Source organism: Corynebacterium jeikeium, assembly GCF_000738175.1.
Taxonomy (GTDB): domain Bacteria; phylum Actinomycetota; class Actinomycetes; order Mycobacteriales; family Mycobacteriaceae; genus Corynebacterium; species Corynebacterium jeikeium_C.
In genome coordinates this window covers 1-25884 of sequence record NZ_JFCH01000046.1, presented here as the reverse complement: position 1 = coordinate 25884, position 25884 = coordinate 1, and the positions used below count along the sequence as shown (strand labels likewise).

Genomic DNA, 25884 nt, shown 5'->3' with positions numbered 1-25884 from the left:
TGGTTGTAGAACACAACACTACGAAAGCCAACGGACATGACAGACCCCCACAGCGCACCACTGTTCGATTTAGATTCCTGGAACGGAATAGTCGACGGCTTCTCCCCCACAGCCAGCGCATTCCTAGCTAAATCGGGAGACGAGACGGGTCCAATGTCGCTCGTTCAGCACCTCGTCGATTCCGGTGCGGTCGCAACCTATCTTTGGGATTCCTGGCTCTCCCCACAGATCAAGAACTTCCTCAGTCGCGTTACGAAACTCTCCCCCGAACACATCCGCTCACTCACGGTTTTCCTCGTAGTTAGCCACGACATCGGTAAGATTTCCAGCCCGTTCTTACGCAAGCTTCGCTCCCCTGAAACGAACGCACCACTGCTCTATCCACTCGAGGACGCTGGCATCCCTATCCCAGACCTTAGTCCCGATGAGGGTGTCGCCAGCCTCGCCCACCCGCTTTATTCTCGGGAACTGCTGAAGCGCTGGCTAAAGACACATGGACTCAAAGCTCCCGTTGCTTTGTCACTAACCCAAACGGTGGAAGCTCACCACGGTTGGCTCACCATGGCTGGCCGGAAGGCAGCAACCACCTTCGTCAATAACTATCCTCCCGAGTGGCTAAGCGCCGTCAACGAGATTCTGGATGCTTTCGCCGCTACCACTAACGTTCAACTTGCCCTTGACGCCGTAGAAGGCAAGCCACCAACAACAGCCATTCAGATCATCACCGGGTTCACCGTTATGTGCGACTGGCTGGCTTCCAACACCGATTTCTTCCCTCTTCGCTTTAGCGGTTCTCAAGCTGATCGCATCAAGCTGGGAATGGCGAAAGCTAAGTTCGACCTCCACACCGAGTTCAAACACTTCAGCAAAGATCCGGCTCAGGTTGCCGAAAACTATCGCGCGAGCTTCTCCTGGCCAGAAAGCGCCACTCCACGTCCCGTTCAAACCGCAATTGCAGAACTACTGAGCTCCAAGCCCCCCGGCCCGGCCCTACTCATAATCGAAGCTCCAACCGGAGAAGGGAAGACTGAAGGCGCCCTCCAAGCGGCTCTACTATTCGCCCAGCACAATCGCGCCAGCGGCGCGATTCTAGCGGCACCCACAATGGCAACGGCCAACGGACTTTTCAAACGGTTTTCCCGCTGGGTTGAGAACATCACGGAAAGCTCTGCTGTGTCGTCTCTCTATCTAGCCCACAGCAAGAACCGCCTCAATAAGGATTACCGCGAGATCCGCTACCGCGACATCGGCGAGGATTGTGCTGGCCATGGGTCTGTCATAGCCACCGACTGGCTGTCCGGCCGCAAGAACGGCCTGTTATCCAACTTCGTGGTCGGAACCATCGACCAAGTTCTAATGATGGCGCTTCAAATTCGACACTCCATGCTGCGGCACCTGGCGCTCGCTGGGAAGGTGGTGATTTTCGATGAGGTTCACGCCTACTCGACCTACACTAACGAATATCTCGCCGAAACCTTGCGGTGGCTCGCCGCATACGGCGTTCCAGTTATCCTCCTGTCCGCCACCTTGCCGACCAGCCGCAAAGAGGAGCTCGTTGCTGCTTACGGTGGCCAGATAGGTGCGGAAAACCTTCCTCTAACCGGTGAAGGTTATCCACTTCTCACTCTTGTGTCCGAGGAAGGTATCAGAGAACAGGCCGTCGCCCCACGTCCCGACGACATGAACGCCAAAGTCGAGATCGTCGATAACTCCGTTGAGGAGCTAACACAACTCGTCACCGAGCTCTGTTCCGACGGCGGCGTGATTCTTGTCGTTTGCAACACCATCAAGCGTGCCCAAGAAGCTTTCACGGCTCTGGACTCAGTATTTCCTGGTGAGGTTCGCCTCCATCACTCCGCATTCACCAGCCTCGATCGGGCCCGTCACGAAGAAGAACTCCTCAACGAGCTGGGGCCGGCGTCACATAAAAAACAAGGACGCCCTACCCTGCGCATCGTATGCGGTACGCAGACTCTCGAGCAGAGCCTTGATATCGACGCCGACGCACTGATCACCGACATCGCACCGATGGATCTGATTATTCAACGAGCTGGGCGCTTGCATCGCCACCAGCGGCCTGACAGCGATCGGCCGGAAAAACTACGTGATGCCCGCATCTACATTCGTGGTGTCGAAGAAACGAACCCAGTTCCCGTATGGGATTCCGGCACCGAATACATCTACGACGATGCATTGCTACTCACGACTTACCAACTGCTCTCCACAGAGGTCGTGGATAAAGGATTCCGGCGCCCCTCCGACGTTCCAGAACTAGTTCAAAGAGCATACGACCTCGACGCGGATCATAACTTTCCGGAAACGTGGGCAGCCCGGTGGGAAGAATCCAAAACAAGTAGTCGAGGCAAGGACGACTCCGATAAGTCACGATCGAAGGTCTTCCGTATACCGAGCCCCGATGAAACTGGCAAACGGTTGGATTCACTCTTTGAGATGCTCGTCCGCGATCGCTCAGAGGAGGAGATCAAAGCAACGGCCTCCGTCCGCGATGCCGATAACAGCATCGAGGTCATTCCGATCATCGATGATGAATACGGCTATCGCCCTCTCCCCGTACCAGGTAACGAGCAATCTGAGTGCGTAGTGGAAGACACGACAATCCCCAACTTCGATACAGCCTTTCAGCTTGCTGCTTCCACTGTTCGTCTACCCACGATGTTCACACGCTCCGACAAGGTGTGGGATCGCACAGTCGATGCTTTGGAAGACCAAACGCCAGAAGGATGGAAGGACCACTACCTCCTCCGGGGACAAGTAGCGCTACGCCTAGACCAAAACCTTGAGGCCAGCTTGGCGGACGTGAAGATTAGCTACTCAGAGCTCTTCGGCCTGCGAACCGAGGGGTTCCCTGGATCTCGCAAAGGCGCCTGAAATGTTTGATTTACAAGTAGCTTTAGGGACAAATGAAAAGCTGTTTCGACCTCCTTAGAAAGGGATATGCCCAAAACTGCATATCGAAAGTACACAGCAGAACTACACACGAAAGGAAGAATTATCGTGACGGAGAGCTTTAGCCTCCTCGATCAGCCGTGGATTCTCACTACGCTGACCGATGGCTCCGCTGCAGAGCTCAGCCTGCGCGAGATCTTCGACGGTTCCCATTCAGTCGCATCCATTCGTGGTGACAGCCCTTTGCAGGACGTCGCCATTTATCGCCTGCTGCTAACGGTTTACTGGTGCGCACATCGCCAGGAATTGCAGAGCGGTCCAGGTACAGAGCTGGATATGGCTGAATGGATTCCCGACAGGCTGGAAGCCGCTGCGGAGAACGAACCAGACAATGCCGTTCTGAACTATCTGGAGCGCTACGCTGATCGTTTTGACCTTCTCGATCCAAAGCAACCCTTCATGCAGGTTGCTGACCTGCATACGAGCAAGAACGCGACTACCGATGTGCGACGGATCGTACCGGATTTCGAAGACGACTACTTCACGCTCCGAGCCGGCGATGGCTTATTGTCGCTCACCTTTGCAGAGGCAGCTCGCTGGCTGATTTACGTTCAGGCCTACGACTATTCTGGGATCAAATCCGGTGCCGTTGGTGACCCCCGTGTCAAGGGCGGAAGGGGCTACCCAATCGGCACCGGTTGGACCGGCGCTATCACTGCAACGATCATTCTTGGGGAAAACCTCCAGGAAACCCTTGCATTGAACACCACCGGTGGAGCCCTCCAAGCAAAGGATGACCATCCCGTGTGGGAACGCGAACCAGACACCTCCGCTCAACGCCTGGATCCTGCAAACAAAGATGGCATCTACCCCAAGGGGCCGGCTGAAATTCTGACCTGGCAATCCAGGCGAATCCGGCTTTTCCCGAACGAAGGTCTGATCACTCGGGTTCTTGTCTCGAACGGGGATCGCATTCCCAATGCAAATGCAAATATCCAGGACGATCCGATGACGCCCTACCGTTTCAGCAAGAACAAGTCCACGAAAACTCTGGACGTCTACTACCCCAAGCCTCTCGATTCCCAGCGGACAATGTGGCGCAGTTTGGAACCGTTGATCGCGTTGGAAACCGACCCGGTTTACGACGCTAAAAACCGAGCCCCTAAACGTCCTAAGACGATCGACCAGCTTGCTTATCTCAAGGAGAACGAGGTTGATCTGCCGGAAACCTTGAACGTCTCCATGACTTCCATGGAGTACGGGCCCAATAGCGCCGTCGTGGGCATTAGCATCAGCACGCAAATCGAGTTGCCGCTAGAAATTCTTCCTAAGTCCGCGCTCGACCAACGTCAGGCAGTGCTCAACCTAGCAGCAGCAACTAGCCAGGCTGGAACAATGCTGGGCAGCTTTGCAGGTCAGCTCTTCCAGGCTGCGGGTGGAGACTACGAATTCCAGCCAGCTGCAACGGACACTCTCCTAGCCGAGCTAGAACCGAAATTCAGCGAATGGATGAAGTCTCTGCACGGCGCAGATCTAGAGCCCCGGCTGAAAGCTTGGGAGATGACCGTTCGCAACGCTGTCCTAGAACACGCAGACGTGCTTCTCGTCGGTGCCGGCCCCAAGGCACTGGTCGGCAGGATCATCGAGTCTAACGATGATGAGCGCTTCGTGTCCGCTGGAACAGTCATGAGCTGGCTGCAGAGGAAGCTCCGTGAAATTCTTCCGCGTACCGTTCCGCGCTAAGCATTCTCAACTTTCACCGCTAGATACACCAAGAATAGGAAAACCATGGAACAAGTAACTGATGACCGGCCACGGCTGAGTTCAGCGGTCGCTGCCACCTGTAGCCAGCTTCAGACCGACTATCTCGGCCGGACTGGTTACCCGAACCAGGCCAGGGCTCGCGGCACGCTCGCGGAACTTCGGAAGTCGGCTGGCCAGCCCGTAGACAAAAACCCCCTAGTTTTCGAAAGCGTTCTTTCTTCCCTAGTTGTACCTCTGTCCGAAAAGGAGGTTGGACGTGGTGATACCCCTTCCCCATCCGAGGAGGCAGCATTTCACGCGCTTACGTTCTTCGCGTTCCACATGCAAGGCGCGACTCACGAGGTACACGATGAATCCCATTCGTTTGCCAGTGCCTGTGGCCGGCTATCTCAGACCAGCGAATCGAAATCTATCAAGGGTCGCTTCGACGCGCTGGTGCTTGCTCGGACCGCCCAGTCCCGGCTGATCCAAACCCGCTCCCTCATTTCGCTGCTCCGATCCAACGACCTCCGTTTTAACTACGGCTGGTTCGCCGCGGATCTGCGCAAACTCTCGAACCCACGCACTCGCAATGGCGTGCTACTGCGGTGGGGTCGCGACTTCGCCTTTGCACGCTACCCGCGCGACATCGACGGCTCCGCTACTACCCAAGAAAACTAAAACTGTTCATTTCGAAAGGAATCTCTCCATGTCCATCACCATTGATTTCCACGCCCTGCAGACCCTTCCACCGAGCCTGATTAACCGTGACGATACAGGCGCTCCGAAGACTGCGATTTTCGGCGGTGCGCCACGTCAGCGTGTTTCCTCCCAAGCCTGGAAGCGTGCCATCCGCAAGGATTTTGGCGAGAAGTTCCCCACTGGCTTCGTGGGATACCGTACCCGTCGCGCAATCGAGCTGGTCGCAGACCGCATCCAAGAGCTGGATACTTCCATCGAAGAAGCCGAAGCAACCACCCTTTCCGAGAAGGTCTTCACCGCTGCTGGCTTCAAGCTGACCAAGAGGAAGACCGCAAAGGCTGAAGGTGAGGAAGTAGAACAGAAGTCTGAACTCGGATACTTGCTCTTCCTAAGCGTCCGACAGGTGAGCAACCTGGCCCAGTACGCAATCGACCACCGCGAAGAAAGTAAGTTCCCGAAGAGGGAAGTATCTGTGCTGTTCGACCAAGAACATGGCGTGGACATCAGCATGTTCGGCCGTATGGTCGCAGAAGCCCCGGACTTCAACGTCGACGCATCCGTCCAGGTCGCACACGCTATTGGCGTGCATGAATCCGAGCCGGAGTTCGACTTCTACACCGCGGTCGACGACATGGTGGAGGCCGACGAAGAGGTCGGTGCAGCTATGATGGGCACCGTTCAGATGATGTCTTCGACACTCTACCGATTCGCCACGATTGACGTTGATTCGCTCGCCGAAAACCTCGGCAACCAGGATGCCACCGCTGAAGCCATCAAGGCATTCACCAACAGCTTCATCACCTCACTGCCGACTGGTAAGCAGAACACCTTCGCACACAACAGTGTGCCGGAGCTCGTGTACGTCACCGTCCGGAATGACCGCTCCATCTCCCTAGTCAACGCCTTCGAGGAACCGGTAGTCTCCGAGAACAACCAGGGCCGCCGCAAGTCCGCTGCCGACCGGCTGGCCCGCGAGGCCGAGCAGATCCAGAACACCTACGGGTTCGTCCCGCAGGCTGCCTTCGTGATGTCCTTGGGAGATCTGGCGGACGCTTTCATCGAGATCGATCTGGCCAAGAAGACCACTCTGCCCGAGCTCGTCGAAGCTGTCGCAGAAGCTGCCACCCAGGAGCACTAATGCCTTCTACCCTTCTACTTAGGCTTTCCGGCCCTATGCAATCGTGGGGCGCGACTAGCCGATTCAAGCAACGCGCCACCGAGCAGGTGCCTACCAAGTCCGGTGTGCTGGGGCTTCTAGCCGCTGCACAAGGGCGCCAGCGCACTGACGATCTACAAGACCTTGCAGCTCTAACGTTCGCCGTTCGTGTGGATCAGCCTGGTTCCCTACTGCGGGATTACCAGACTGCCCAGCCCTGGCAGAAAAGGCCAAAGGACAACGCGAACCTGGTCACGCGCTACTACCTTGAGGATGCTGTTTTCGTCGCGGCTGTCGGATCGGACAACGATTCCTTCATCGACGAACTCGCCAGCGCCGTCCAACGACCACGTTTCCCGTTATTCCTTGGGCGCCGTTCGTGCCCCGCTCCCCCGAACCTCTACCTCGGAACCTTCCGTGGTTCGGCCGTCGACGCACTGCGTGCCACCGACTGGCAGGCTACCCGTGCGCACAGGAAGACTCGGGCGCAGAAGCTCTCGCTGCCTATTTTTCGTGACGCCACCCAGGGTGAAACCGGCATAGCCAGACGCGACGTACCAATCTCCTTCTCTCAAGAGCACCGGGAGTATGGCTGGCGAGACGTCGTCCAAGACAAGACCGGGGTGCCCGTCAAGAATGACCTCGGTTCGACCAACGACCCATTTATGGAAGCGGTGATGCAGGCATGACGACCTTCACTCGACTTCACCTCAACCCCAGCAGCCGTCAAGCACGAAAGTTGCTGGGAAATCCGCAGGCTATGCATGCAGCAGTTCTGAGCTGCTTCCCCAAGGAAGTAAGCGAGAAGGAACGAATCCTCTGGCGCCATGACGGCAAGGTTCGGGGAGCCGACGAACATTCTGTGTACATCGTTGGACCGGATAGCTGCGATCCGACCAAGATCTCAGAGCAAACCGGTTCCGAAAGCGATCCGCAGAAGGCAAGCTACAACCGCCTGTTAGAAACACTCGCGGATGGCCAACAGTGGCATTACGAAGTTGTGCTGAACCCTGTGGCAGCCAAGAAGGCTCCCGGCTCTCCACGGGGCACCCGTGGCAAACTCACCGCACTGGTGGGCGAGGAAGCTCAGTTGGAATGGTTCAACACCAAAGCTAAAGGCTGTGGCTTCACCCCGCTGGAGACCCTGATCGTGGAGCGCAAGACACTGCGCTTTTCGAAGCTGGCGAAGAATCCGAAGGGTCGCCAGGTTGTTATTGGCACGGTGAGATACCGAGGTACTCTGCAGATCGACGATGTTGAATCCTTTAGAAAGTCACTTGTCGAGGGCATTGGCCGGGGAAAAGCCTATGGTTGTGGTCTATTGACTCTGGCCAAGCCCACCCCGAGCAAGACAAGGTAAGGCTTGAGCTATGGCGCCGCACCCCTCAAAGTCGCCCATGGATCGTCCCATCCTGCCGCGCGTGCAGGATCGGATTTCCTTTCTGTACGCCGAGCGATGCGTGGTCAATCGTGACAACAACGCTGTTACCTTCGCGGATGAACGCGGCATCACCCACGTGCCTGCTGCAGGTATTGCTGCCTTACTGCTTGGCCCAGGCACGAAAGTGACATATGCAGCGATGGCACTTCTGGGAGATTCGGGAGTTTCTGTCGTATGGGTTGGAGAAAAGGGTGTGCGCTACTACGCATCCGGTCGTTCGCTATCGAATTCTTCGGCAGCGGCGGAGGCGCAGGCGTCAATAGTAAGCAACCAGCGCCGCAGGCTTTTCTGTGCCAGACAGATGTACGCCATGCGCTTCCCTGGCGAAGATATTTCGCGTGCGACGATGGCGCAGCTTCGCGGACGTGAAGGATCTCGGATGAAGAAGATCTATCAGGCCGAGGCCGCGCGGACCGGTGTGACTTGGAAGAAACGGAATTACGATCCGCAGAATTTTTCTAGTGGCGACCCGATCAATCGAACTCTAACCGCGGCGAATGCGGCGCTGTACGGCGTGGCACATGCGGTCATTGCATCGTTAGGGTTCGTTCCATCGCTTGGGATGGTCCACCAAGGTACGGAGCGCGCTTTCGTTTACGACATTGCAGATCTGTACAAGGCCGAAGTGTCGATTCCGGCAGCTTTCGACGCGGTAGCAGAAAATGAGCTAACCGCCGACGTGAATATTCGGCGCGTGATCCGGGACTACGTGGTGAAGAAAAACCTCATTCCAACCATGGTTCGGGATGTCATGTTCCTTATGGAGATGAGCTCTGAGGCTCAGAATATAGATGCTGAGCTGGTGCTGTGGTCGGACTTGGAGGTCGTGGCTTCCAAGCGCAATTGGTCAGACGATGGGCCAATCAGATGATGGTCTTAGTTGTATCTGCGTGCCCTGCGGGTCTTCGCGGTGACCTCACAAGATGGCTGTTGGAGATTTCTCCGGGTGTGTTTGTAGGTCGCCCCAGTGCCAGGGTGCGCGACCAGGTTTGGGAGCGAACATGCGACCTGGTGAAGGACGGACGCGCAATCATGGTTTTTCAGGCCGCGAACGAGCAGGGCTTTGACTTCAAGACCCACCGACATAACTGGGTTCCAACTGATTTCGATGGAGTGAACCTGATTACGCGGCCCAATAACCGGGCGCCTTCGGCGAGGCGACGCGGATGGAGTAAAGCCCGGCGGAGGTAGAGCGGTGGTGATCGTTCGCTAGTCCGGTAGGCGGTAGGGAAAACAAGTTGAAGTAGAATCGGCCTAACGGCTCAAAGAACCACAGCTCAGAGAGTGTGCTCCCCGCGCCAGCGGGGATGAGCCGCCGCGCCGCGAAACTAATCGAGTTCGCAGACAGTGCTCCCCGCGCCAGCGGGGATGAGCCGTATCAACATTCTCACGACTTCCGACGTGGAATGTGCTCCCCGCGCCAGCGGGGATGAGCCTAAGGGGGGTTAAACACTTTTCTTTTTGCCAAAGTGCTCCCCGCGCCAGCGGGGATGAGCCGTACATGGCGAAGGTCGCCGATCCCTCCACCCGGTGCTCCCCGCGCCAGCGGGGATGAGCCGCTGATCGCCGGCAAGGAGAACGTCAAGGACGAGTGCTCCCCGCGCCAGCGGGGATGAGCCGGTGTGCCCTTCGCCGCGTTAGAATCCCAGTTGGTGCTCCCCGCGCCAGCGGGGATGAGCCGGTCATTCTGTACCCGGCTGGCACGTTCTTCTCGTGCTCCCCGCGCCAGCGGGGATGAGCCGTACGAAGGACATTGCTCCGGCTATTAAGAAGTGTGCTCCCCGCGCCAGCGGGGATGAGCCGGAGGAACCTCACCATGACTGCTCGCAACGAAAGTGCTCCCCGCGCCAGCGGGGATGAGCCGGCTAAGGGGCATTCGCCGGATTTGGCTGATACGTGCTCCCCGCGCCAGCGGGGATGAGCCGAACATGCCAGCAGAGCGGAACGGGTTCATGCGGTGCTCTCGCGCCAGCGGGGATGAGCCGCAAGCTGACCGAGGCGCAGCTGAAGCAGACGGGTGCTCCCCGCGCCAGCGGGGATGAGCCCCACGGCTCTACCCTCGCCGCCACATGAGGCGTGTGCTCCCCGCGCCAGCGGGGATGAGCCCCCAGTCAACAGCATTGCCGAAAGCGTCAGCCGGTGCTCCCCGCGCCAGCGGGGATGAGCCCGAACTTGAACGGCACTTCAACCCCGGCATGCTGTGCTCCCCGCGCCAGCGGGGATGAGCCCGCCTGCGGATTCGCAGCACGAACACCACGATAGTGCTCCCCGCGCCAGCGGGGATGAGCCTAGGGTCACCGGCACGGCGATGGGCTTGCACGAGTGCTCCCCGCGCCAGCGGGGATGAGCCTCTGCTGCGCACGGATCAGGTTCTCTTCCTCTAGTGCTCCCCGCGCCAGCGGGGATGAGCCTGAGGCGCCGACCGATCCCGCGAGGTTCTCGACGTGCTCCCCGCGCCAGCGGGGATGAGCCCCGGCCAGCTAATCACGACCCTCACCTAACCCGGTGCTCCCCGCGCCAGCGGGGATGAGCCGCCTGCGACACGCGCCTGAATATCCACAGACTGGTGCTCCCCGCGCCAGCGGGGATGAGCCGGAATGCCGGCGACCAACGGGAGCAGGGCTTGCGTGCTCCCCGCGCCAGCGGGGATGAGCCGGAATGCCGGCGACCAACGGGAGCAGGGCTTGCGTGCTCCCCGCGCCAGCGGGGATGAGCCGGAGAAAAGTTTTCCACGAAATAAGCGAGCGACGTGCTCCCCGCGCCAGCGGGGATGAGCCTAGGGTCACCGGCACGGCGATGGGCTTGCACGAGTGCTCCCCGCGCCAGCGGGGATGAGCCCTGCCACAGTGCGGGCTTCTGGTTGCCTAGCGGGTGCTCCCCGCGCCAGCGGGGATGAGCCCACACAACCTCGAATCGAACAGCCCCATGACGAGTGCTCCCCGCGCCAGCGGGGATGAGCCCGACTGCGTAGGAGGATACAGCCCGATGGGATAGTGCTCCCCGCGCCAGCGGGGATGAGCCCTGCGCCGCCACAGCACCCTTACGGATCTCCTCGTACTCCCCGCGCCAGCGAGGATGAGCCCCGGGTGGACAAAATCACCCATTCATCCTGCTCGTGCTCCCCGCGCCAGCGGGGATGAGCCGCCCACAGGATTAGCGCGCAGATCAGGTAGTAGGTGCTCCCCGCGCCAGCGGGGATGAGCCCCACCTGCTGACCGTCACGCCGCCGGATCGCTCGTGCTCCCCGCGCCAGCGGGGATGAGCCTCCGCGCCCACTGGCGAGGAGTCCTAAAAGGGAGTGCTCCCCGCGCCAGCGGGGATGAGCCCTGGGATTGAGTAGACGTGCCGACAGTGGTGGCGTGCCCCCTCGCCAGCGGGGATGGACCTCAGAAAGTGTTATCTTGACGCGTTCTCCACGTATCACCAGAATTCACCACTCCCGCACAGCGGGACGACCTCCAAAATGAAGAAAGCTTTCCATTCAATGCTTAACAGCAAAGAAATTCAATAGGAAAAAACGAAACTATATTGAAAAGATCGTGGTTACTGAACTTCTGATGCTCTCACATAATCAGGACGATGTTCCTTTAGGAAACTCCGTAAGCATTCGCCTGGGTTACTGTCAGGTGAAAAGAGATCAAGAATTTTATCCAACATGTCAGGCGCAATGATCACACCACTTTCGACCGAGTAGTAGACCGCATTCTCAAGTGCATATTCGAATTCTCCCCCTAAGGCGGGACTAAAGGCGTGGTCAATACCTGCAGTGACGAACTGCTCTCCATAACGGGAAAGAAATTCTTCGAATACATCCATCGAGGGATCCGCACGCACCTTACGATCCTCTCCGCTTTACCGCACGGTAGCTAAAAGCGTGATTGTGACTAACTTCGGCTACCCGCTACCTCATCTTTAAGAATTCTACGCTTGGGCGCCTCCCACCGGGACCTCTTTTCGCAGGAACGCCAGCTGCTCCTCAATAATCTCCGAGAACAGCGGCTCCACGTACGGGTCGAAGTGGCCGCCCTCGTGAATGTGAACCGTGGCGCGGCGAACCTTGCCAGCGGCTTTGAGGGCGACATTTGTTGGAGTGACGGCGTCATTAGACATCACCTGGAAAAGCGCCGGGCAGGAAACATTACCGGCCGTCCGCGACGGCGAATAGAAACCAATCACCGCCAAAATACGGGCGGCGACGGTCTCCGGGTACACGCCATGCTCCAGCCCCGAAACCTCCAGCATGCGATCCAGCCCTTCCGAGGAACCCGGGGCCGTCATCACCGCAACCTCGCCCGGGCGACCGACCGAATCGATGTACTTCGGCGGACGGCGCAGCAACGCGCGTACCAGATCCTCCGCGGCCAACGGGGCCACACGCAAACAATTACGCAACCCCGTCGCGCGCACCGCAGCAGCTACTGACGTGCCCATTCCCGTATTCCTGTGGGGCCAGCGGGGCTCGAACCCGCGACCAGCGGATTATGAGTCCGCGGCTCTAACCGACTGAGCTATAGCCCCCAGCAAAGCCAAACCACTCCAACTGAGCGGCTTGCTCACAAAAGATTCAACCACACCGCCCGGCGCGGGCACTCATATACCCCGCTTTCGATACATCGAATCCCTACCGCACCCCTATCTATACCCCAGAAATGCTCCCTTGAGCAGCCGATTTGTCTGTTTGCACCGTTGGCATATAGAGTATGATCTCGTTGCACAGGGCAAGGGAATTAACCCCCGAGCTCACACAACTTAATCCCCTATAGCTCAGTTGGCAGAGCATTCGACTGTTAATCGAAAGGTCACTGGTTCGAGCCCAGTTGGGGGAGCCACTTACAAGCCCCGATCGGCTGCATTACGCAGAAGATCGGGGCTTGTCGCATCGGAGCTACACCCACAGCCCCTCGAGCACGTCCACCACCCCGTTGGCTCCACGGTGGCGGAAGCGCGCAAGCACCTTCCGCCTCGGTGCATCCGCCCGCAAGCCCAGCGCCTCGGCAATCCGGGCCTCCAGCTCCGGCTCCGTCCCCTCCGGCGATGCGCCCACGTACTCCGCCACCCCAGCCAGTCCCGTGGCACCCGTCAGCCCGGATGCACGGCGAACCTCAAACCGCTGCCCCTCGTGCACGTCCACCCAGGCGCGGTCGCCGGGCTGCAAGCCAAGGGCGTCACAAAACCGCTTAATGGAGCCCAGAGTGTGCATGGTCGACCAGTAGACCTTCTGCGGCCCCAATTCACTCGGCAACTCAAACGGCTCCCCATAGCGCACTCCCAACATGGCAGTCAGCCCATTGGGCACAGAGCAACCGGACCCGCGCAGGTGTTCCGAAGTGACCGTCAGCAACAGCTGCCACCGGCCATCGCACAGGTACATGCGGTCGGATTCCTCGGGCGTGCCGTTGTTCACGTTCTCCGAAACACGCGGGATCACCAGACCATCCGCCAACTCGAAGTCGCCCTCAGAGGAGTAGAGCCGCACCGAACTCTCGGCCACGCCGAACTTCCCCGGCAGCTCAGCCAGCAGGTCCGCCAAAGGCACGCCAGGCTCACCCGCATCCACGGCCCGCTGCACGCGAACCCCGATGGCGCCTTTCAGCGAGGTGTACTCCTCCAAACCCCAGCGCCGCAGCGCCCACTCCTCCGTGCTCGTGCGCATCAGCTCGTCGGTGGCAGCCAACGCATTGCGGAACGATCGCTCCGTACGCCCCTGCCCCACGGCCTTGAAAATCTCCCCGACGCTCATCGGCACGCCTCGGATGGAAAGGATGCCCGCCGCCCGCGCCGGCAACGAACCAACACGAGTAAGCACATGCCCCTGCAGCACTTGGTAGCCACATTGGCGCAACCATTCCGTCAGCAGCGCCGGTTCCAGCTCCGTCTCCAGCTCGCCGAGCCGCGCCACGCCTTCTTCGTTCGTGTGCCGTTGCAGCAATTCTGCAGTGCGTGCGGCAGCCGTCTTTAGGTCCGGGAAGCACACCCATCCCTTCTCCACCAGGAAGGAATCGTCCAGGCGATCCAGGATCAGCCACAGCGGCGCACCCCACCATTCCACCTGTTCGTCCAGCTCGGGGTGGCTGTCCACGATCTGTTGCAGCGTGCCCACCGGATAGGCCTGCGCACGGATCGCCTCAATCAGCTCCGCAATCGGTCCCTCCTTCGCTTGCTTCCGCAGCCGCTTCAACACTCCCTTTTCGATCTGCCGCACCCGCTCGCGCGTTAGCCCGAGCTTCTGCCCCAGCTGATCGAGCGTCCTCGGCTTTACCGCCGCGAAACGCTCCTGCAGCACTAGCTGTTCGCGCGCATCGGCCTGCGCAAAGAACTCGGCCAGCACCACTGCGGCAGGTGCGTCATCGTCGCTGTAGGTGCTGTCTTCTGGTTCTTCGTAGAATGACGCCCCCTCGCCCCCGTCTTCGTACAGATTCGCCTGTAGGGAGCTGACCGCATCCACCTGCACGGATGTTGCATGATCCGCTGCTTCCATTTCGCCCAGCAAGCGCGCAAAGGTGGCCTCGTTGACAATAGGCACACCCACCTCGATGGCCTTGCGCGCCTTACCACTGCGAGATTCCGGGTCGGCGGCAACAAGCAACTTCGACTTCTTAGTCACTCCCCCGACCGTCAGCCCAGCCTCCTGGGCGCGAGTTTCCCACGTGGCGCGTGGCAACTCCATCGCCCCGGTAAAGGTCACCCGGTCGCCCGCTTTAAGGGCGAAGTTCCCCAGCCAAGTATCCGGCTGATCTGCGAGTGGAGTTTGCGGAGAATCCGAGCTTTCCACGGTCTGCTTGGGTGCCGACGATTCAGACGGCTGCGGCGACTTAGGTGGCGTAGGCGGCTTAGGCGCCAGCGGCCCTTGCAGAACTTCGCGCACCACGTCCTGCTCCACCGCGAGAGATTCCGCCACGCTTTCCAATTCCCGGCGCTCGTCGTCTGTCACCACTCCATCAGCCCAGGCCAAGAGCCCCAGCTGGCGCACGAAGTTCACGTGAATCTCGCGCGCTTCCTCCTGCCCGATGCCCAGCTCCCTGGCGGATTCCTTCAGTTGGTTGATTTCGGAGGTCGTCAGAACCCGATCCAGCATCGCACGTTCCAGCAGCTCCAAGTAGCTATCAACATTCGGGAAGCCCTTGAACGGAACACCGGAAGCCAGATCGCGCACCCATGCCCCAGGCTTTGTGATCCCTTCCCCACGCGGAACCGGCGCAGCAACCGGCAGCGAGGCTCCCAGCGCCCGCAATGCTTCCACGGGTTGCACACCATTGAGGCGCACGTTGCGGGTGGCGATGTAGTGGCCTAGAAGTGCGGCTGTCGCCATCGCATCGCCCAACGCGGAGTGGGGCCAATCATTGCTCAAACCCGCGCACGCCAGCGCGGATTCCAGGCTGCGCCCTGACGAGCGGTACACCCGGCCGGTGATCAGCATCGTGCAAAGGTAATTGTCGATCAGATTCAGCCCGCGAATGCCGGCTCGCTCAAACTCCTGGCGCACCATACGCGCGTCAAAGGCAGCATTGTGGGCCACGAAGATGCGCCCGTCCAGCTCGTGAGCCAGCGCGGAGGCGATCTCCTCAAACGTTGGCGCATTCGCAACGTCCGCTGCCTTGATTCCGTGAACCCATGCGTTGGGAATGTCCCGATTCGGGTTAATCAGAGTAGACCACGATTTAGTAATGGAACCGGTGGCGTCCACATGAACAACAGCGACTTCTACAATCCGGTCGTGCTTACCAAAGCCAGTCGTCTCTACGTCGACGACTGCGAACTGAGGCTGGGTTGAGGTGACCATAGGTTTTCTTCTGCTTTCTGCCATTCGAAATTGCGCCGGACCACAGCGTGTTGGGGGCGGATAGCTAACAGTCAACCACCAAACAGCTGCCAGTTGTTGATGAAAAGCCCGCCCACGGAAACAAAATGTCTCCCCGCCGCATCTACTACTACGACCGGGCTTTGCGCCTTCGCCTTCCACACAGGCGCCGCGCACGTCACCCGCAAGTACCCAACACGCACCCAGCAACGAGTACCAGGACTTTAGTTAGATGCCCTCCCCCGACAGCACGCCTCAGAGAGACTCCCACGCAGGCCCTCAGAAAGACGCCCTTCAAGACCCCATCAACAGCCGCCTCGCGCTAATCTTCATCGGCGCCATCGTCCTGGTCGGCATCTTCGTCGCTGCGATTTGGTACGTTGCCAACAACAAGGACTACGGTCGCGGAATCAACCCACAGCCCGCCGCAGCCTCCACGCACCAGCGCCCCGCCAACACTTCGACTGCGGCGCCCGCCCCGGCGCCAGCCAGCGCACCAGTAAAGGCATCCAACGCTCCTCAAAGCGAGCTCAACCAATACTCCACGTCCGAAAGCGAGGCCACCGGCAGCACCGCCATGGAATCCACTGAGAGCACGGCCATCGCGCAGCCAACCGACGCTCCCAAGACCCAGCGGCAAGCCAACGATGCCGCCATGACCGCCCTCAAATTCAATCTCTCCGAAAAGAGCCTGCGCGAGAATCTGCAACTGCAGGGTTACTCCGACGATCAAATCACCACGGCCATCAACAAGCTTGATCCTGACTGGAACCAGCAGGCCCTCAACTGCGCGCGCAAGCTCAACGAAACAGGCTCTCCCCTGCCCGAGGAAGAGCTGCTCGAGATGCTTCAGACTAACTCCGGCTTCACCGAGGAGCAGGCGCAGTACGCCATCGACCACCTGTAACGCAGCCCTGCGCCTCCCCTACCCCTTAACGAACCAACCGCTTCACGGCCTGGGATACCTCCGCCAGCTTCTCCTCGGCCTCTTCTCCCCCAGCCTCTGCGGCGTGCCGCACACAGTGGTTCATGTGGTCGTCCAGCAACCCCAGCGCCACGCCCTTCAGCGCAGACTGCAGCGCACTGACCTGCGTGAGGATGTCGATGCAATACTGCTCCTCATCCACCATCCGCTGCAGCCCGCGCACCTGCCCCTCGATCCGCTTCAGCCGCGCCAAGTAGCGCTCCTTGTCGCTCAAGTAACCGTGCATTATTTGAATCCTTTCAACCGCAGACTGTTGCTCACCACAAACACACTAGATAGCGCCATCGCCGCCCCGGCCAGCATCGGGTTCAACAGCCCGAATGCGGCCAGCGGAATCGCCGCCACGTTGTAGGCAAACGCCCAGAACAGGTTCATCTTGATCGTCCGCAGCGTCTTTCGTGCCAGTCGCAGCGCATCAGCCACAGCCAGCAGATCGTCTCGCATCACCGTGATGTCCGCCGCCTCAATCGCCGCGTCCGTACCCGAGCCCATCGCGATGCCCAGGTCCGCGCTCGCCAGCGCCGCCGCGTCATTCACGCCGTCACCAACCATCGCCACATTCTCCAGCGAGCGGATGTGCGCCACCTTGTCCTCCGGCATCACCCCGGCGATCACCTCGTCGATGCCGACCTCGCGCGCCACGGCGTCCGCCACCTGCTGATTGTCACCGGTCAGCAGCACGGTCTTCAACCCCATGTCGTGCATCTTCCGTACCGCTTCGGCACTGGTGGGCCGCACTGTATCGGCCACGCTGATGGTACCGATCGCTCGCCCATCCGCGCTCACCTTGACTGTGGTTGCCTTATTTGTGGACGCCCCCTCGTCCCCACGGCCAACCCGTATCACCTGGCCCTCGACGGTTCCCTCCACGCCATGTCCAGGCAGGTTCCTAAAGCCGGTGACCTTCGGCAGGCCGCCGAACTCCTCCCGGCCGGCCTCTGCAATTGCCCGGCCAATGGGGTGCTCCGAGTACGCTTCCACCGCCGCAGCGGCGCGCAGAACCTCCTCGCGATTGCCGCCTGCCGGCTCCACATCGACTACCCGCATGGTGCCGGTCGTCACCGTGCCAGTCTTATCCATCACAACGGTGGTGATGGCGTGCGCGCCCTCCAAAACCTCGGGTCCGCGAATCAGAATGCCCTGCTCGGCCCCACGGCCCGTGCCAACCAGCAAGGCTGTGGGCGTCGCTAAACCAAGGGCGCAAGGGCACGCGATAATCAGCACCGCGACCGCATTGCTGAAGCCCGCGAACAGCAGCGTTAACAGCGCAATCACGATGACGACCGGAACGAAAATGCCGGAGACCTTATCGGCCAGGCGCTGCACGTCGGCCTTGCCAGACTGGGCTTCGTCGATCAGCTTCGCCATCTGCGCGAGTTTCGTCTGCTCGCCCACATGGGTGGCTTCCACAACTAGGCGACCGGAGGTGTTGATGGTGGCACCCGTGACCTCATCGCCGGGGTCGACGTCGACTGGGACGGATTCGCCCGTGAGCATGGACTGATCAATGGCGGACGTGCCGTCCAGGATGCGGCCATCCGTGGCGATCTTCTCGCCAGGGCGGGCCAGGAAGTGGTCGCCGATCTGCAGCTGCTCGATGGGGAGCAACGTTTCCGCGCCATCCCGCAGCACGGTGACCTGCTTGGCGCCCATGTCCGTCAGCGCGCGGATGGCATCCCCGGCGCGCTGCTTGGAGCGCTTCTCAAAGTACCGGCCCGCCAGCACGAACGTCACTACGCCCGCGGCGACCTCGAAGTAGATGTCCCCCATCGGGTCGCCCGCGTGGTTCAGGATGGACCAGCCGTGGCGCATACCGGGATCGCCCGCGTGGCCGAAGAACAGCGCATACAGCGACCACAGATAGGCCGCCGAGGTGCCGACGGTGATGAGGGTATCCATCGTCGCCGCGCCGTGCTTCAGGTTCACCCACGTGGCCTTGTGGAAAGGCCAGCCCGCCCACAGGATCACCGGGGTGGCCAGGGCGAAGCTGATCCACTGCCAATAGTCGAACTGCAGCGGCGGGATCATCGCCAGCAGGATCACCGGGGTGGCCAACGCGATGGCAACCACCAGGCGGCGCTTCAGACCGCGCAGCTCCTTGGCGGCCGGGTCGTCGCCGGCGGGCTTCTCCGGCTTAGGCACGCTACCGCCGTAGCCGAGCTTCTCCACGATGGCGATGTAAGAATCCGCGTCGGTGGCCGCCCCCTCCCCTGTTTCAATGTGCGCCTTTTCCGTGGCGTAGTTGACGGTGGCGGTCACGCCCTCCTGCTTGTTCAGCTTCTTTTCGATGCGGTTAGCGCAGGAGGCGCAGGTCATGCCCGTGATGTCAAGATCTATTACAGCCATGCCCCCAGTATACCCTTAGGGGGTATCAGTATCCACGTTCGATGTACTCCTCGATACGCGCTGCCTCGGCACCCACCGTGGTGGTGTCACCGTGGCCGGGGTAGACCTTCAAGTCGTGCGGCAGGATGAACACCGTGGACTGCAGGGACTCGATAATCGTCGGGAAGCTGGAGTACTTCCGCCCCGTCGCACCCGGCCCACCGTTGAACAGCGTGTCCCCGGACAGCAGCGCATGCTGTCCCGGAACCTCCACCACGATGCAGCCCGGCGAGTGGCCCGGCGTGTGGTACAGGCGCACACCCCAGTCCGCCCAGCGCGGATCCTCCACGTCGATCGGGGTAAACGGCGCGTCGCCGTTGGATTCCTCCCACAGCATCCGGTCGTCCTTGTGCAGGTAGACCTTCACTCCCCACTTCTCTGCCAGCTCCGGGGCCAGCTCGCAGTGGTCGTTGTGCGCGTGGGTCAGCAGGATCGCCTCGACGGTGCGATCCCCCACGTGGTCGATTACCGCCTGCGCGTCGTGCGCCGGATCCACCACGATGCACTTGTCATCGTTGACCAGCAGGTAGACGTTGTTATCCACGTCCCACTCGCCGCCGTCCAGGCGGAACTTGCCGGAGGTTTCGAACTGCTCGATCTGCGGGTTTTCCAACTTGTGCTCGCTCATGCTTCCTCTTCTAACTCTTGGGCCTGATAACTGTCGGGCCTGATACTTCTGGGGCCTGAATGTCTTCGGGCCTACACCCCAGCCTGCCTACTTAAACTCCACCACGGAGCGCAGAACCTCGCCCTGCTTCATCTTCTCGAAGGCATCTTCCACGCCATCGATTCCGATGCGCTCGTCCACGAAGCGATCCAGCGGGAAGCGGCCCTCCTGGTACAGATCCACGTACATCGGGAAGTCTCGCTCCGGCAGGCAGTCGCCATACCAAGAGGACTTCAGCGCACCACCGTGGCTAAACACGTCCAGGAATGGCAGCTCCAGGGTCATGTCCGGAGTCGGCACACCCACCAGCACCACGCGGCCAGCCAGGTCGCGCACGTAGAAAGCCTGCTTATACGTCTGTGGCAGCCCCACGGCATCCACCGCGACGTCCACGCCGAATCCACCGTTGATCTCCTGAACCTTCTCCACCAGCTCATCATCCGAAAGCCCCGAGCTGTTGATCGTGTGGGTAGCGCCGAACTCTTCCTTTGCGCGGGCAAGCTTGGCGTCAGAAATATCGATAGCAATGATCTTCGTCGCACCCGCAACGGCTGCACCGGCAATCGCGGCCATGCCCACGCCGCCTACACCGATCACGGCGATGGACTCGCCGCGCTTGATCTCACCGGTGTTCACTGCGGCACCGAGACCGGCCATGACGCCACATCCCAGCAGACCGGCGACCGCAGGGTCGGCGTCGGAGTTCACCTTGGTGCACTGTCCTTCGTGGACCAGCGTCTTTTCAGCGAAAGCGCCGATGCCCAGGGCGGCCTCCAGCTCGGTGCCGTCGGTGAGGGTCATCTTCTTCGACGCATTGTGGGTAGCGAAGCAGTACTTCGGCTCGCCCTTCTTGCAGGCGCGACATTGGCCACACACGGCGCGCCAGTTCAGTACTACATAGTCGCCGACCTCCACGTGGGTCACGCGGTCGCCAACCTGCTCGACCACGCCAGCGGCCTCGTGGCCCAGCAGGAACGGGTAGTCGTCCGTAATGCCGCCATCGCGGTAGGCCAGGTCGGTGTGGCAAACGCCGCAGGCCTGAATGCGGACTATCACATCGTTATCGCCCGGATCGGGGATCACAATGTCGGTCAGCTCAACGGGGTCGTTCTTTGCACGGGAAATTACAGCTTTCACAGTGGTAGTCATGTCACCCACTGTACGGGCGGTTCAGAAAAGCGGCAACCAGCCAGCAGCGGGCACAGCACCCCGTTCGGCGCCATCGGGGGCTTCGCGTAGGATTGGGGCACTAACGGCATTAATGCAGCAACCAAGGCAAGAAACCAAGGAGCCACCATGATTCAGCTCGTCGTCGGAGCCGCCGCGGGTTACCTGATGGGCACGAAGGCCGGCCGTCGCCGCTATGAGCAGATCCGCCGCGGCTACCAGTCCGCAGTGAACTCGGACATCACCAAGGCCGTTGTGCGTTCCGGCCGTAAGGCACTGGCCAACCGGCTGGATCCGGAACCGCGCATGCACGAGGTGCGCGATCTGAACCGCTCTACCCGCGATTCCCTGGGCGAGGGGCACACCATCGTCGAGGCGGACGACCAGCACCCGAACGACCAGATCGACCGGCCGAAGAATCCCTTCAAGAAGAAGCGCTAGCGCGTCGAGCTGCCCGCTAGCGCGTAAAGTCGCCGAAGTCCGAGGCTCGCTCGTGTAGCGAGCGGCGATACTTCTCCAGCGCAATCACATCCGCAAACAGCGCGTTATACTCCTCTTTCTGCAGGTCGGGGCGCATGCGCTGCATCCGGGATTTCATGTCCGCAATCTCGCTGCCCACCCAACGCTCCTGCATCCGCGCCATGATCGCATCCGCGTAGTACGGCAGCCTCTCCGGCAGGCAATGCAGATCCTCCACCGCCAGCTCGGAGACCACCGCCGCCCCCATCGGGTCCTTCATCTGCGCCGCGATCTTCTCGATCCATCCGGCCCCGCCGTCGCTGTTCGCCGCCCCTCCTAGTGACGCCACAGCCTCCGCCATCGCCACGTATGTCGGATGCACAAAGCTCTCCGGGGGCATGAGGTCAAAGATGGTGGAGGCCAGCTGAGGTTCCTGCAAAGCCAGCTTCATGACCTCGCGGGGGCCTTCCAGGTAGTCGTCGTTCGGGTTCGGGCGCTCCATGCCCTTGACCACGTGCAGGTTCGGGCCACCTGCGCTGCCCGCGCCAGCAGCGTCTGCCGTTCCAGCACCAGCGGCACCTGCGCCACCAGCCGTGCCGGCGCCGGCACCGGTCTTCAACTCCAACTTCGGCCGCTGCCCGCCGGACTTCCGCGCCTCCTTGCGTACCTGATCCAGCACGTCATTCGGGTTATCCCAACCGACCCAGCCCGCGGCCTGGCGGGCGTATTCGTCCCGCAGCGCGTCGTCCTTAATTCCCGCCAGCACCGGCACGATGCGCCGCAGGGCGTGCACGCGCCCGTCGATGCTGGCCGTATCGTAGTCCGCGATGAGGGTGCGGATTACGAACTCAAACATCGGAATGCGGGAGGCCACCAGTTCGCGCACGGCTGCATCGCCGCGCTTGATGCGCACGTCGCACGGATCCTGCCCGCCCGGCGCGACCGTCACATAGCTCCGTCCCGAGAACTGCTGGTCACCCTCGAAGGCACGCATAGCCGCCTTCTGGCCCGCCTCATCACCGTCGAAGGTGTAGATGATCTCACCCCGGAAGAACTGGTCGTCCAGCATGAACCGCCGCAGGGCCGACAGGTGCTCCGCACCGAAGGCCGTGCCACACGCGGCCACCGCGGTATCCACCCCGGCGGCGTGCATGGCCATCACGTCCGTGTAGCCCTCCACCACCACAGCCTGGTGCTTGGCCACGATGTTCCGCTTCGCCTGGTCAATGCCGAACAACACCTTCGACTTCTTGTACAGCATGGTCTCCGGCGTGTTCAGATACTTGCCCAGACGGTCGTCGTCGAAGAGCTTGCGGGCACCGAAGCCGATCACGTCTCCACTGACGGAACGGATCGGCCACAGGAGGCGGCGGTGGAACCTATCGATCGGGCCACGCTTACCCATGCGGCCCAGACCCGCCGCCTCGATCTCCTTGAACGTAAAGCCCTTCTGCTGCAGGTGCTTAGTCAGCCGATCCCATCCGGCTGGTGCATACCCGCAGCCGAATTGTTCGGCGTGTTCCATGGTGAAACCGCGCTCGATCAGGAAGTTGCGGGCAACGTCCGCGCCTTCGGCGTCACCAAGAAATTCCTTGCGGTAGAACTCAAAGGCCGCCTTGTTCGCGGCGACTAACCTGCGCCGCGTGCCGGGCTCCTCCCGGTTGCCGGGCCGGCCGCCCTCGTAGTTGATGCGGTAGCCGATGCGCTCGGCGCAGGCCTCCACGGCCTCGGGGAAGGACATGTGTTCCATCAGCATGAGGAACTTGAAAACATCGCCGCCCTGGTCCGTGGAAAAACAGTGGAAGTAGCCGTGGTTCGGGCGGACGTGGAACGAGGGAGTCTTTTCGTCCTTAAAGGGGCTAAGGCCCTTCATGGAATCGACGCCACCCGGTTTGAGCTGCACATACTCCCCCACTACCTCTTCGATGGGGGTCTGCTCTCGAATTGCTTCGATGTCCCGCTCCGGAATCCTGCCCTTAGCCATAGCCACATGCTAGTACAACCCCCAGACGTCCCCCGGAAGTCCCAGATCGGCGACCGTCACAACCTATACAACCTATTTTCTACAAACAACACACCGCGACAGAACCGGGCGCTAACGTGTTCAAAATAGGATCTACGTCACACTGCAATAACACGAAGGACCACTCCCATGACTGACTCGCAGGCCACCCCGCAGGCTGAATCGCAGGCCACCGGCAACTCCTCCACCCACTACGACGTGCTGATCATCGGCTCTGGCTTCGGCGGCTCCACCACCGCCCTGCGCCTGGTGGAGAAGGGTTACAAGGTCGGCATCCTCGAGGCTGGCCGCCGCTTCAAGGACGAAGAGTTCGCCAAGAACTCCTGGCACCTCAAGGACTTCCTATGGATGCCGCAAATCGGTCTGTACGGCATCCAGCGCATCCACCTGCTCAAGGATGTGATGATCCTCGCCGGCGCAGGCGTGGGCGGCGGCTCGCTGAACTACGCGAACACGCTCTACCAACCGGGCGAGGCATACTTCAACGACAAGCAGTGGAACACCATCACCGACTGGGAGGACGAGCTCACCCCCTACTACCAGCAGGCCCAGAAGATGCTCGGCGTGGTGGAGAACCCCACCATGACCCCCGCCGATGTGTACTCCAAGAAGGTTGCCGAGGAGATGGGCGTGGGCGACACGTTCCGCATGGCACCCGTCGGAGTCTTCTTCGGAGAAAAGGTCGGGCTCGAAGGTAAACCGTGTGAGACTGTGAAGGATCCATACTTCGGTGGTGTTGGCCCCGACCGCACCGCCTGCCACGAGTGCGGCGAGTGCATGACTGGCTGCCGCCACGGCGCGAAGAACACCCTGCTGAAGAACTACCTGTACCTGGCTGAAAAGGGCGGGGCGAAGGTCCACGACCGCACCACCGTCACCGACATCACTTTCGACGGCACCACCTGGACAGTGCAGGCCAAGCAGACCGGGCCGATCACCAAGCGCAACCCGCAGACCAGCAGCTTCACCGCCGATAACCTCGTCGTCGCCGCGGGCACTTGGGGCACCCAGAACCTGCTGCACCGCCAGAAGGCCAACGGCAACCTGCCGAAGCTGTCGGACAAGCTGGGGCACCTCACCCGCACGAATTCCGAGGCACTGTTAGGTGCGAACCGTTCGGACTACTCCCCCGACATGGATTTCTCCGAGGGCGTGGCCATCACCTCCTCCTACTTCCCCGCCCCGGATACTCACATCGAGCCGGTGCGCTACGGCAAGGGCTCCAACGCGATGGGCCTGCTGCAGACCCTCATGACAGACGGCGATAAGCTGCAGCCTCGCTTCCTCGAGTTCATCAAGCAGGTCTTCCTGCAATACAAGGCTATCCCGCGCCTGGTGAACCTGAGCAAATGGTCGCAGCGCACCGTCATCAATCTGGTGATGCAGACCCGCGATAACTCGCTGCGCACCTTCCTGCGCAAGGTCGGCCCGTTCAACATGTTGAGCTCCGAGCAGGGTACCGGCGAGCCAAACCCCTCCTGGATCCCCGAAGGCAACACGGCCACCCGCATCCTGGCGAAGTTTCTGCCGAAGGGAATCGCAGGTGGCGTGTGGTCGGAGGTCTCCAACATCCCGCTGACCGCGCATTTCCTGGGCGGCTGCGTTATCGGCTCCTCGCCTGAACACGGCGTGGTGGACCCCTACCACCGCGCATGGGGCTACCCAAGCTTGTTCATCACCGACGGTTCCGCCATCACCGCGAACCCGGGCGTGAACCCCTCCCTGTCCATCACCGCGAATGCCGAGCGTGCTGCCGCCATGTGGCCGAACAAGGGCGAGGCCGACCCGCGCCCGCCGCAGTCCGAGGGCTACCGCCGCATCAACCCGGTGCAGCCGAACAACCCCATCGTTCCGGACGACGCCCCGGCCGCCCTCCGGCTGCCACTGCGCGTGCTCTAGACTCTTCCCTATGTCTCAGGGAAGTTCACAGGGCCGCTCGCAGAGCCCCTCGCAGGGCCTAGTGCCGAAGAAGTGGGCCAAATACGCCACGCCGATCGTCGGCGCGGCAGTCGTCGCGGCCGGTTGGTTCGGCCTGCAAGGCGGCGATGGAGCCGACGGAAACGGCGGAAACAGCGGTGCGGCTTCTGGTGCTTCTAGCAATGACGCCGACACCTGCGCCGTTGACACCCTCCCACCGGAGGCCAAAAAGCAGATCGACGACATTTTGCAGGATGCCCCGCCGGACGACGGGGAGGCCGACGGCAAGCATTTCGGCAACTACGAAGGTCTGCTGCCGAAGGAAAAGGGCGACTACTACCGCGTGCTGTCAAGGGGTGAATGCGCCACTTCGACCGGGAGGTAGTTGTGACGCGTTGGACTCCGAAGGATGTTAAGGATGCTGCTGTTGAGCGCGTGGTGGCAGGCGAGGCAGTTAGCCTGGTCGCGCGTGATGTGGGTGTAGGCCCCGAATCGGTTTACGGTTGGTTGAGGGTAAGAGGTGTCGAACCTCCA

General features: G+C 60.9%; 20 protein-coding genes, 2 tRNA genes and 2 CRISPR repeat arrays. Of the genes, 13 read left to right on the top strand and 9 right to left on the bottom strand.

All coding sequences use genetic code 11. The annotated features are described in order from the left end of the window. Window positions 1-36: 36 nt before the first annotated feature. The 8 genes from JQ46_RS07415 to cas2e all read left to right on the top strand — a co-directional run bounded on the left by JQ46_RS07415 (window position 37) and on the right by cas2e (window position 9140). Window positions 37-2889 (top strand): CRISPR-associated helicase/endonuclease Cas3, encoded by a 2853-nt coding sequence (locus tag JQ46_RS07415; protein WP_051876295.1) that lies wholly within the window; start codon window positions 37-39, stop codon window positions 2887-2889. A 126-nt stretch (window positions 2890-3015) separates the two neighbouring features. Continuing rightward, window positions 3016-4650: a type I-E CRISPR-associated protein Cse1/CasA gene (casA, locus tag JQ46_RS07410; RefSeq protein WP_237744773.1), complete on the top strand. Its 1635-nt coding sequence runs from the start codon at window positions 3016-3018 to the stop codon at window positions 4648-4650. Between the two features lie 45 nt (window positions 4651-4695). Then, entirely contained in the window at window positions 4696-5331 is a 636-nt protein-coding gene (casB, locus tag JQ46_RS07405) for a type I-E CRISPR-associated protein Cse2/CasB (RefSeq protein ID WP_034986778.1), read from the top strand. A gap of 28 nt (window positions 5332-5359) precedes the next feature. After that, entirely contained in the window at window positions 5360-6490 is a 1131-nt protein-coding gene (gene cas7e / locus JQ46_RS07400; RefSeq protein ID WP_034986776.1) for a type I-E CRISPR-associated protein Cas7/Cse4/CasC, read from the top strand. Then, window positions 6490-7197, top strand: a complete 708-nt coding sequence (cas5e, locus tag JQ46_RS07395; RefSeq protein ID WP_034986773.1) for a type I-E CRISPR-associated protein Cas5/CasD — start codon at window positions 6490-6492, stop codon at window positions 7195-7197. The genes cas7e and cas5e overlap by 1 nt, the downstream gene beginning before the upstream one ends. Beyond that, a complete protein-coding gene (gene cas6e / locus JQ46_RS07390; RefSeq protein ID WP_034986771.1) occupies window positions 7194-7868 on the top strand; it encodes a type I-E CRISPR-associated protein Cas6/Cse3/CasE in 675 nt (224 codons plus the stop codon). Before cas5e ends, cas6e begins: the two co-directional genes overlap by 4 nt. 10 nt (window positions 7869-7878) lie before the next feature. Beyond that, window positions 7879-8820, top strand: a complete 942-nt coding sequence (cas1e, locus tag JQ46_RS07385; RefSeq protein WP_034986769.1) for a type I-E CRISPR-associated endonuclease Cas1e — start codon at window positions 7879-7881, stop codon at window positions 8818-8820. Continuing rightward, complete coding sequence (gene cas2e, locus JQ46_RS11070; RefSeq protein ID WP_080719517.1) at window positions 8817-9140, top strand: type I-E CRISPR-associated endoribonuclease Cas2e; 324 nt, start codon at window positions 8817-8819, stop codon at window positions 9138-9140. Before cas1e ends, cas2e begins: the two co-directional genes overlap by 4 nt. A 95-nt stretch (window positions 9141-9235) precedes the next feature. Continuing rightward, window positions 9236-9873: direct repeats of the CRISPR family, unit length 28 nt; unit sequence GTGCTCCCCGCGCCAGCGGGGATGAGCC. Between the two features lie 92 nt (window positions 9874-9965). Further along, window positions 9966-11275: a CRISPR direct-repeat array (repeat unit 28 nt; unit sequence GTGCTCCCCGCGCCAGCGGGGATGAGCC). Between the two features lie 217 nt (window positions 11276-11492). Here cas2e and JQ46_RS11265 read toward each other — a convergent pair. From JQ46_RS11265 to JQ46_RS07375, 3 genes are all read right to left on the bottom strand, one after another. Beyond that, complete coding sequence (locus JQ46_RS11265) at window positions 11493-11765, bottom strand: hypothetical protein (protein ID WP_237744772.1); 273 nt, start codon at window positions 11763-11765, stop codon at window positions 11493-11495. Window positions 11766-11870: 105 nt separating this feature from the next. Beyond that, window positions 11871-12380, bottom strand: coding sequence for a hypothetical protein (locus JQ46_RS07380; RefSeq protein WP_051876294.1), 510 nt, complete (start codon window positions 12378-12380; stop codon window positions 11871-11873). A 13-nt stretch (window positions 12381-12393) separates the two neighbouring features. Continuing rightward, window positions 12394-12467, bottom strand: a tRNA-Ile gene (locus tag JQ46_RS07375). 235 nt (window positions 12468-12702) lie between these two features. Here JQ46_RS07375 and JQ46_RS07370 point away from each other — a divergent pair. Then, window positions 12703-12778, top strand: a tRNA-Asn gene (locus JQ46_RS07370). A gap of 56 nt (window positions 12779-12834) precedes the next feature. On the opposite strand, the gene JQ46_RS11560 is transcribed toward JQ46_RS07370, so the two are convergent. Next, window positions 12835-15729 carry an exonuclease domain-containing protein gene (locus tag JQ46_RS11560; protein ID WP_051876293.1) on the bottom strand — a complete coding sequence of 965 codons (2895 nt, stop codon included), beginning with the start codon at window positions 15727-15729 and terminating at the stop codon, window positions 12835-12837. Between the two features lie 250 nt (window positions 15730-15979). On the opposite strand from JQ46_RS11560, the gene JQ46_RS07360 reads away from it, so the two are divergent. Next, on the top strand, window positions 15980-16654 hold the full coding sequence (locus JQ46_RS07360) for an Ltp family lipoprotein (RefSeq protein WP_034986767.1): 675 nt from the start codon (window positions 15980-15982) through the stop codon (window positions 16652-16654). A 25-nt stretch (window positions 16655-16679) separates the two neighbouring features. Here JQ46_RS07360 and JQ46_RS07355 read toward each other — a convergent pair whose 3' ends face one another. The 4 genes from JQ46_RS07355 to JQ46_RS07340 form a co-directional block, all read right to left on the bottom strand. Further along, window positions 16680-16958 carry a metal-sensitive transcriptional regulator gene (locus JQ46_RS07355; RefSeq protein ID WP_034967151.1) on the bottom strand — a complete coding sequence of 93 codons (279 nt, stop codon included), beginning with the start codon at window positions 16956-16958 and terminating at the stop codon, window positions 16680-16682. Beyond that, the gene (locus tag JQ46_RS07350) at window positions 16958-19078 is read right to left on the bottom strand and encodes a heavy metal translocating P-type ATPase (RefSeq protein WP_034986765.1); all 2121 of its coding nucleotides are present in this window, start codon (window positions 19076-19078) and stop codon (window positions 16958-16960) included. The genes JQ46_RS07355 and JQ46_RS07350 overlap by 1 nt, the downstream gene beginning before the upstream one ends. 25 nt (window positions 19079-19103) lie before the next feature. Continuing rightward, entirely contained in the window at window positions 19104-19745 is a 642-nt protein-coding gene (locus JQ46_RS07345; RefSeq protein ID WP_034986764.1) for an MBL fold metallo-hydrolase, read from the bottom strand. Window positions 19746-19832: 87 nt separating this feature from the next. After that, window positions 19833-20933: an S-(hydroxymethyl)mycothiol dehydrogenase gene (locus JQ46_RS07340; protein WP_034986762.1), complete on the bottom strand. Its 1101-nt coding sequence runs from the start codon at window positions 20931-20933 to the stop codon at window positions 19833-19835. Between the two features lie 147 nt (window positions 20934-21080). Here JQ46_RS07340 and JQ46_RS07335 point away from each other — a divergent pair, with 147 nt between their 5' ends. After that, on the top strand, window positions 21081-21392 hold the full coding sequence (locus JQ46_RS07335) for a hypothetical protein (protein WP_034986759.1): 312 nt from the start codon (window positions 21081-21083) through the stop codon (window positions 21390-21392). Window positions 21393-21408: 16 nt separating this feature from the next. Here the strand turns inward: JQ46_RS07335 and dnaG are convergent, their stop codons facing one another. Further along, window positions 21409-23394: a DNA primase gene (gene dnaG, locus JQ46_RS07330; protein WP_034986758.1), complete on the bottom strand. Its 1986-nt coding sequence runs from the start codon at window positions 23392-23394 to the stop codon at window positions 21409-21411. Between the two features lie 168 nt (window positions 23395-23562). Between dnaG and JQ46_RS07325 the strand changes: the two genes are divergently transcribed. Then, window positions 23563-25332, top strand: coding sequence for a GMC oxidoreductase (locus JQ46_RS07325; RefSeq protein ID WP_051876292.1), 1770 nt, complete (start codon window positions 23563-23565; stop codon window positions 25330-25332). Between the two features lie 10 nt (window positions 25333-25342). After that, on the top strand, window positions 25343-25735 hold the full coding sequence (locus JQ46_RS07320) for a ribonuclease domain-containing protein (protein WP_237744771.1): 393 nt from the start codon (window positions 25343-25345) through the stop codon (window positions 25733-25735). Window positions 25736-25884 lie beyond the last annotated feature (149 nt).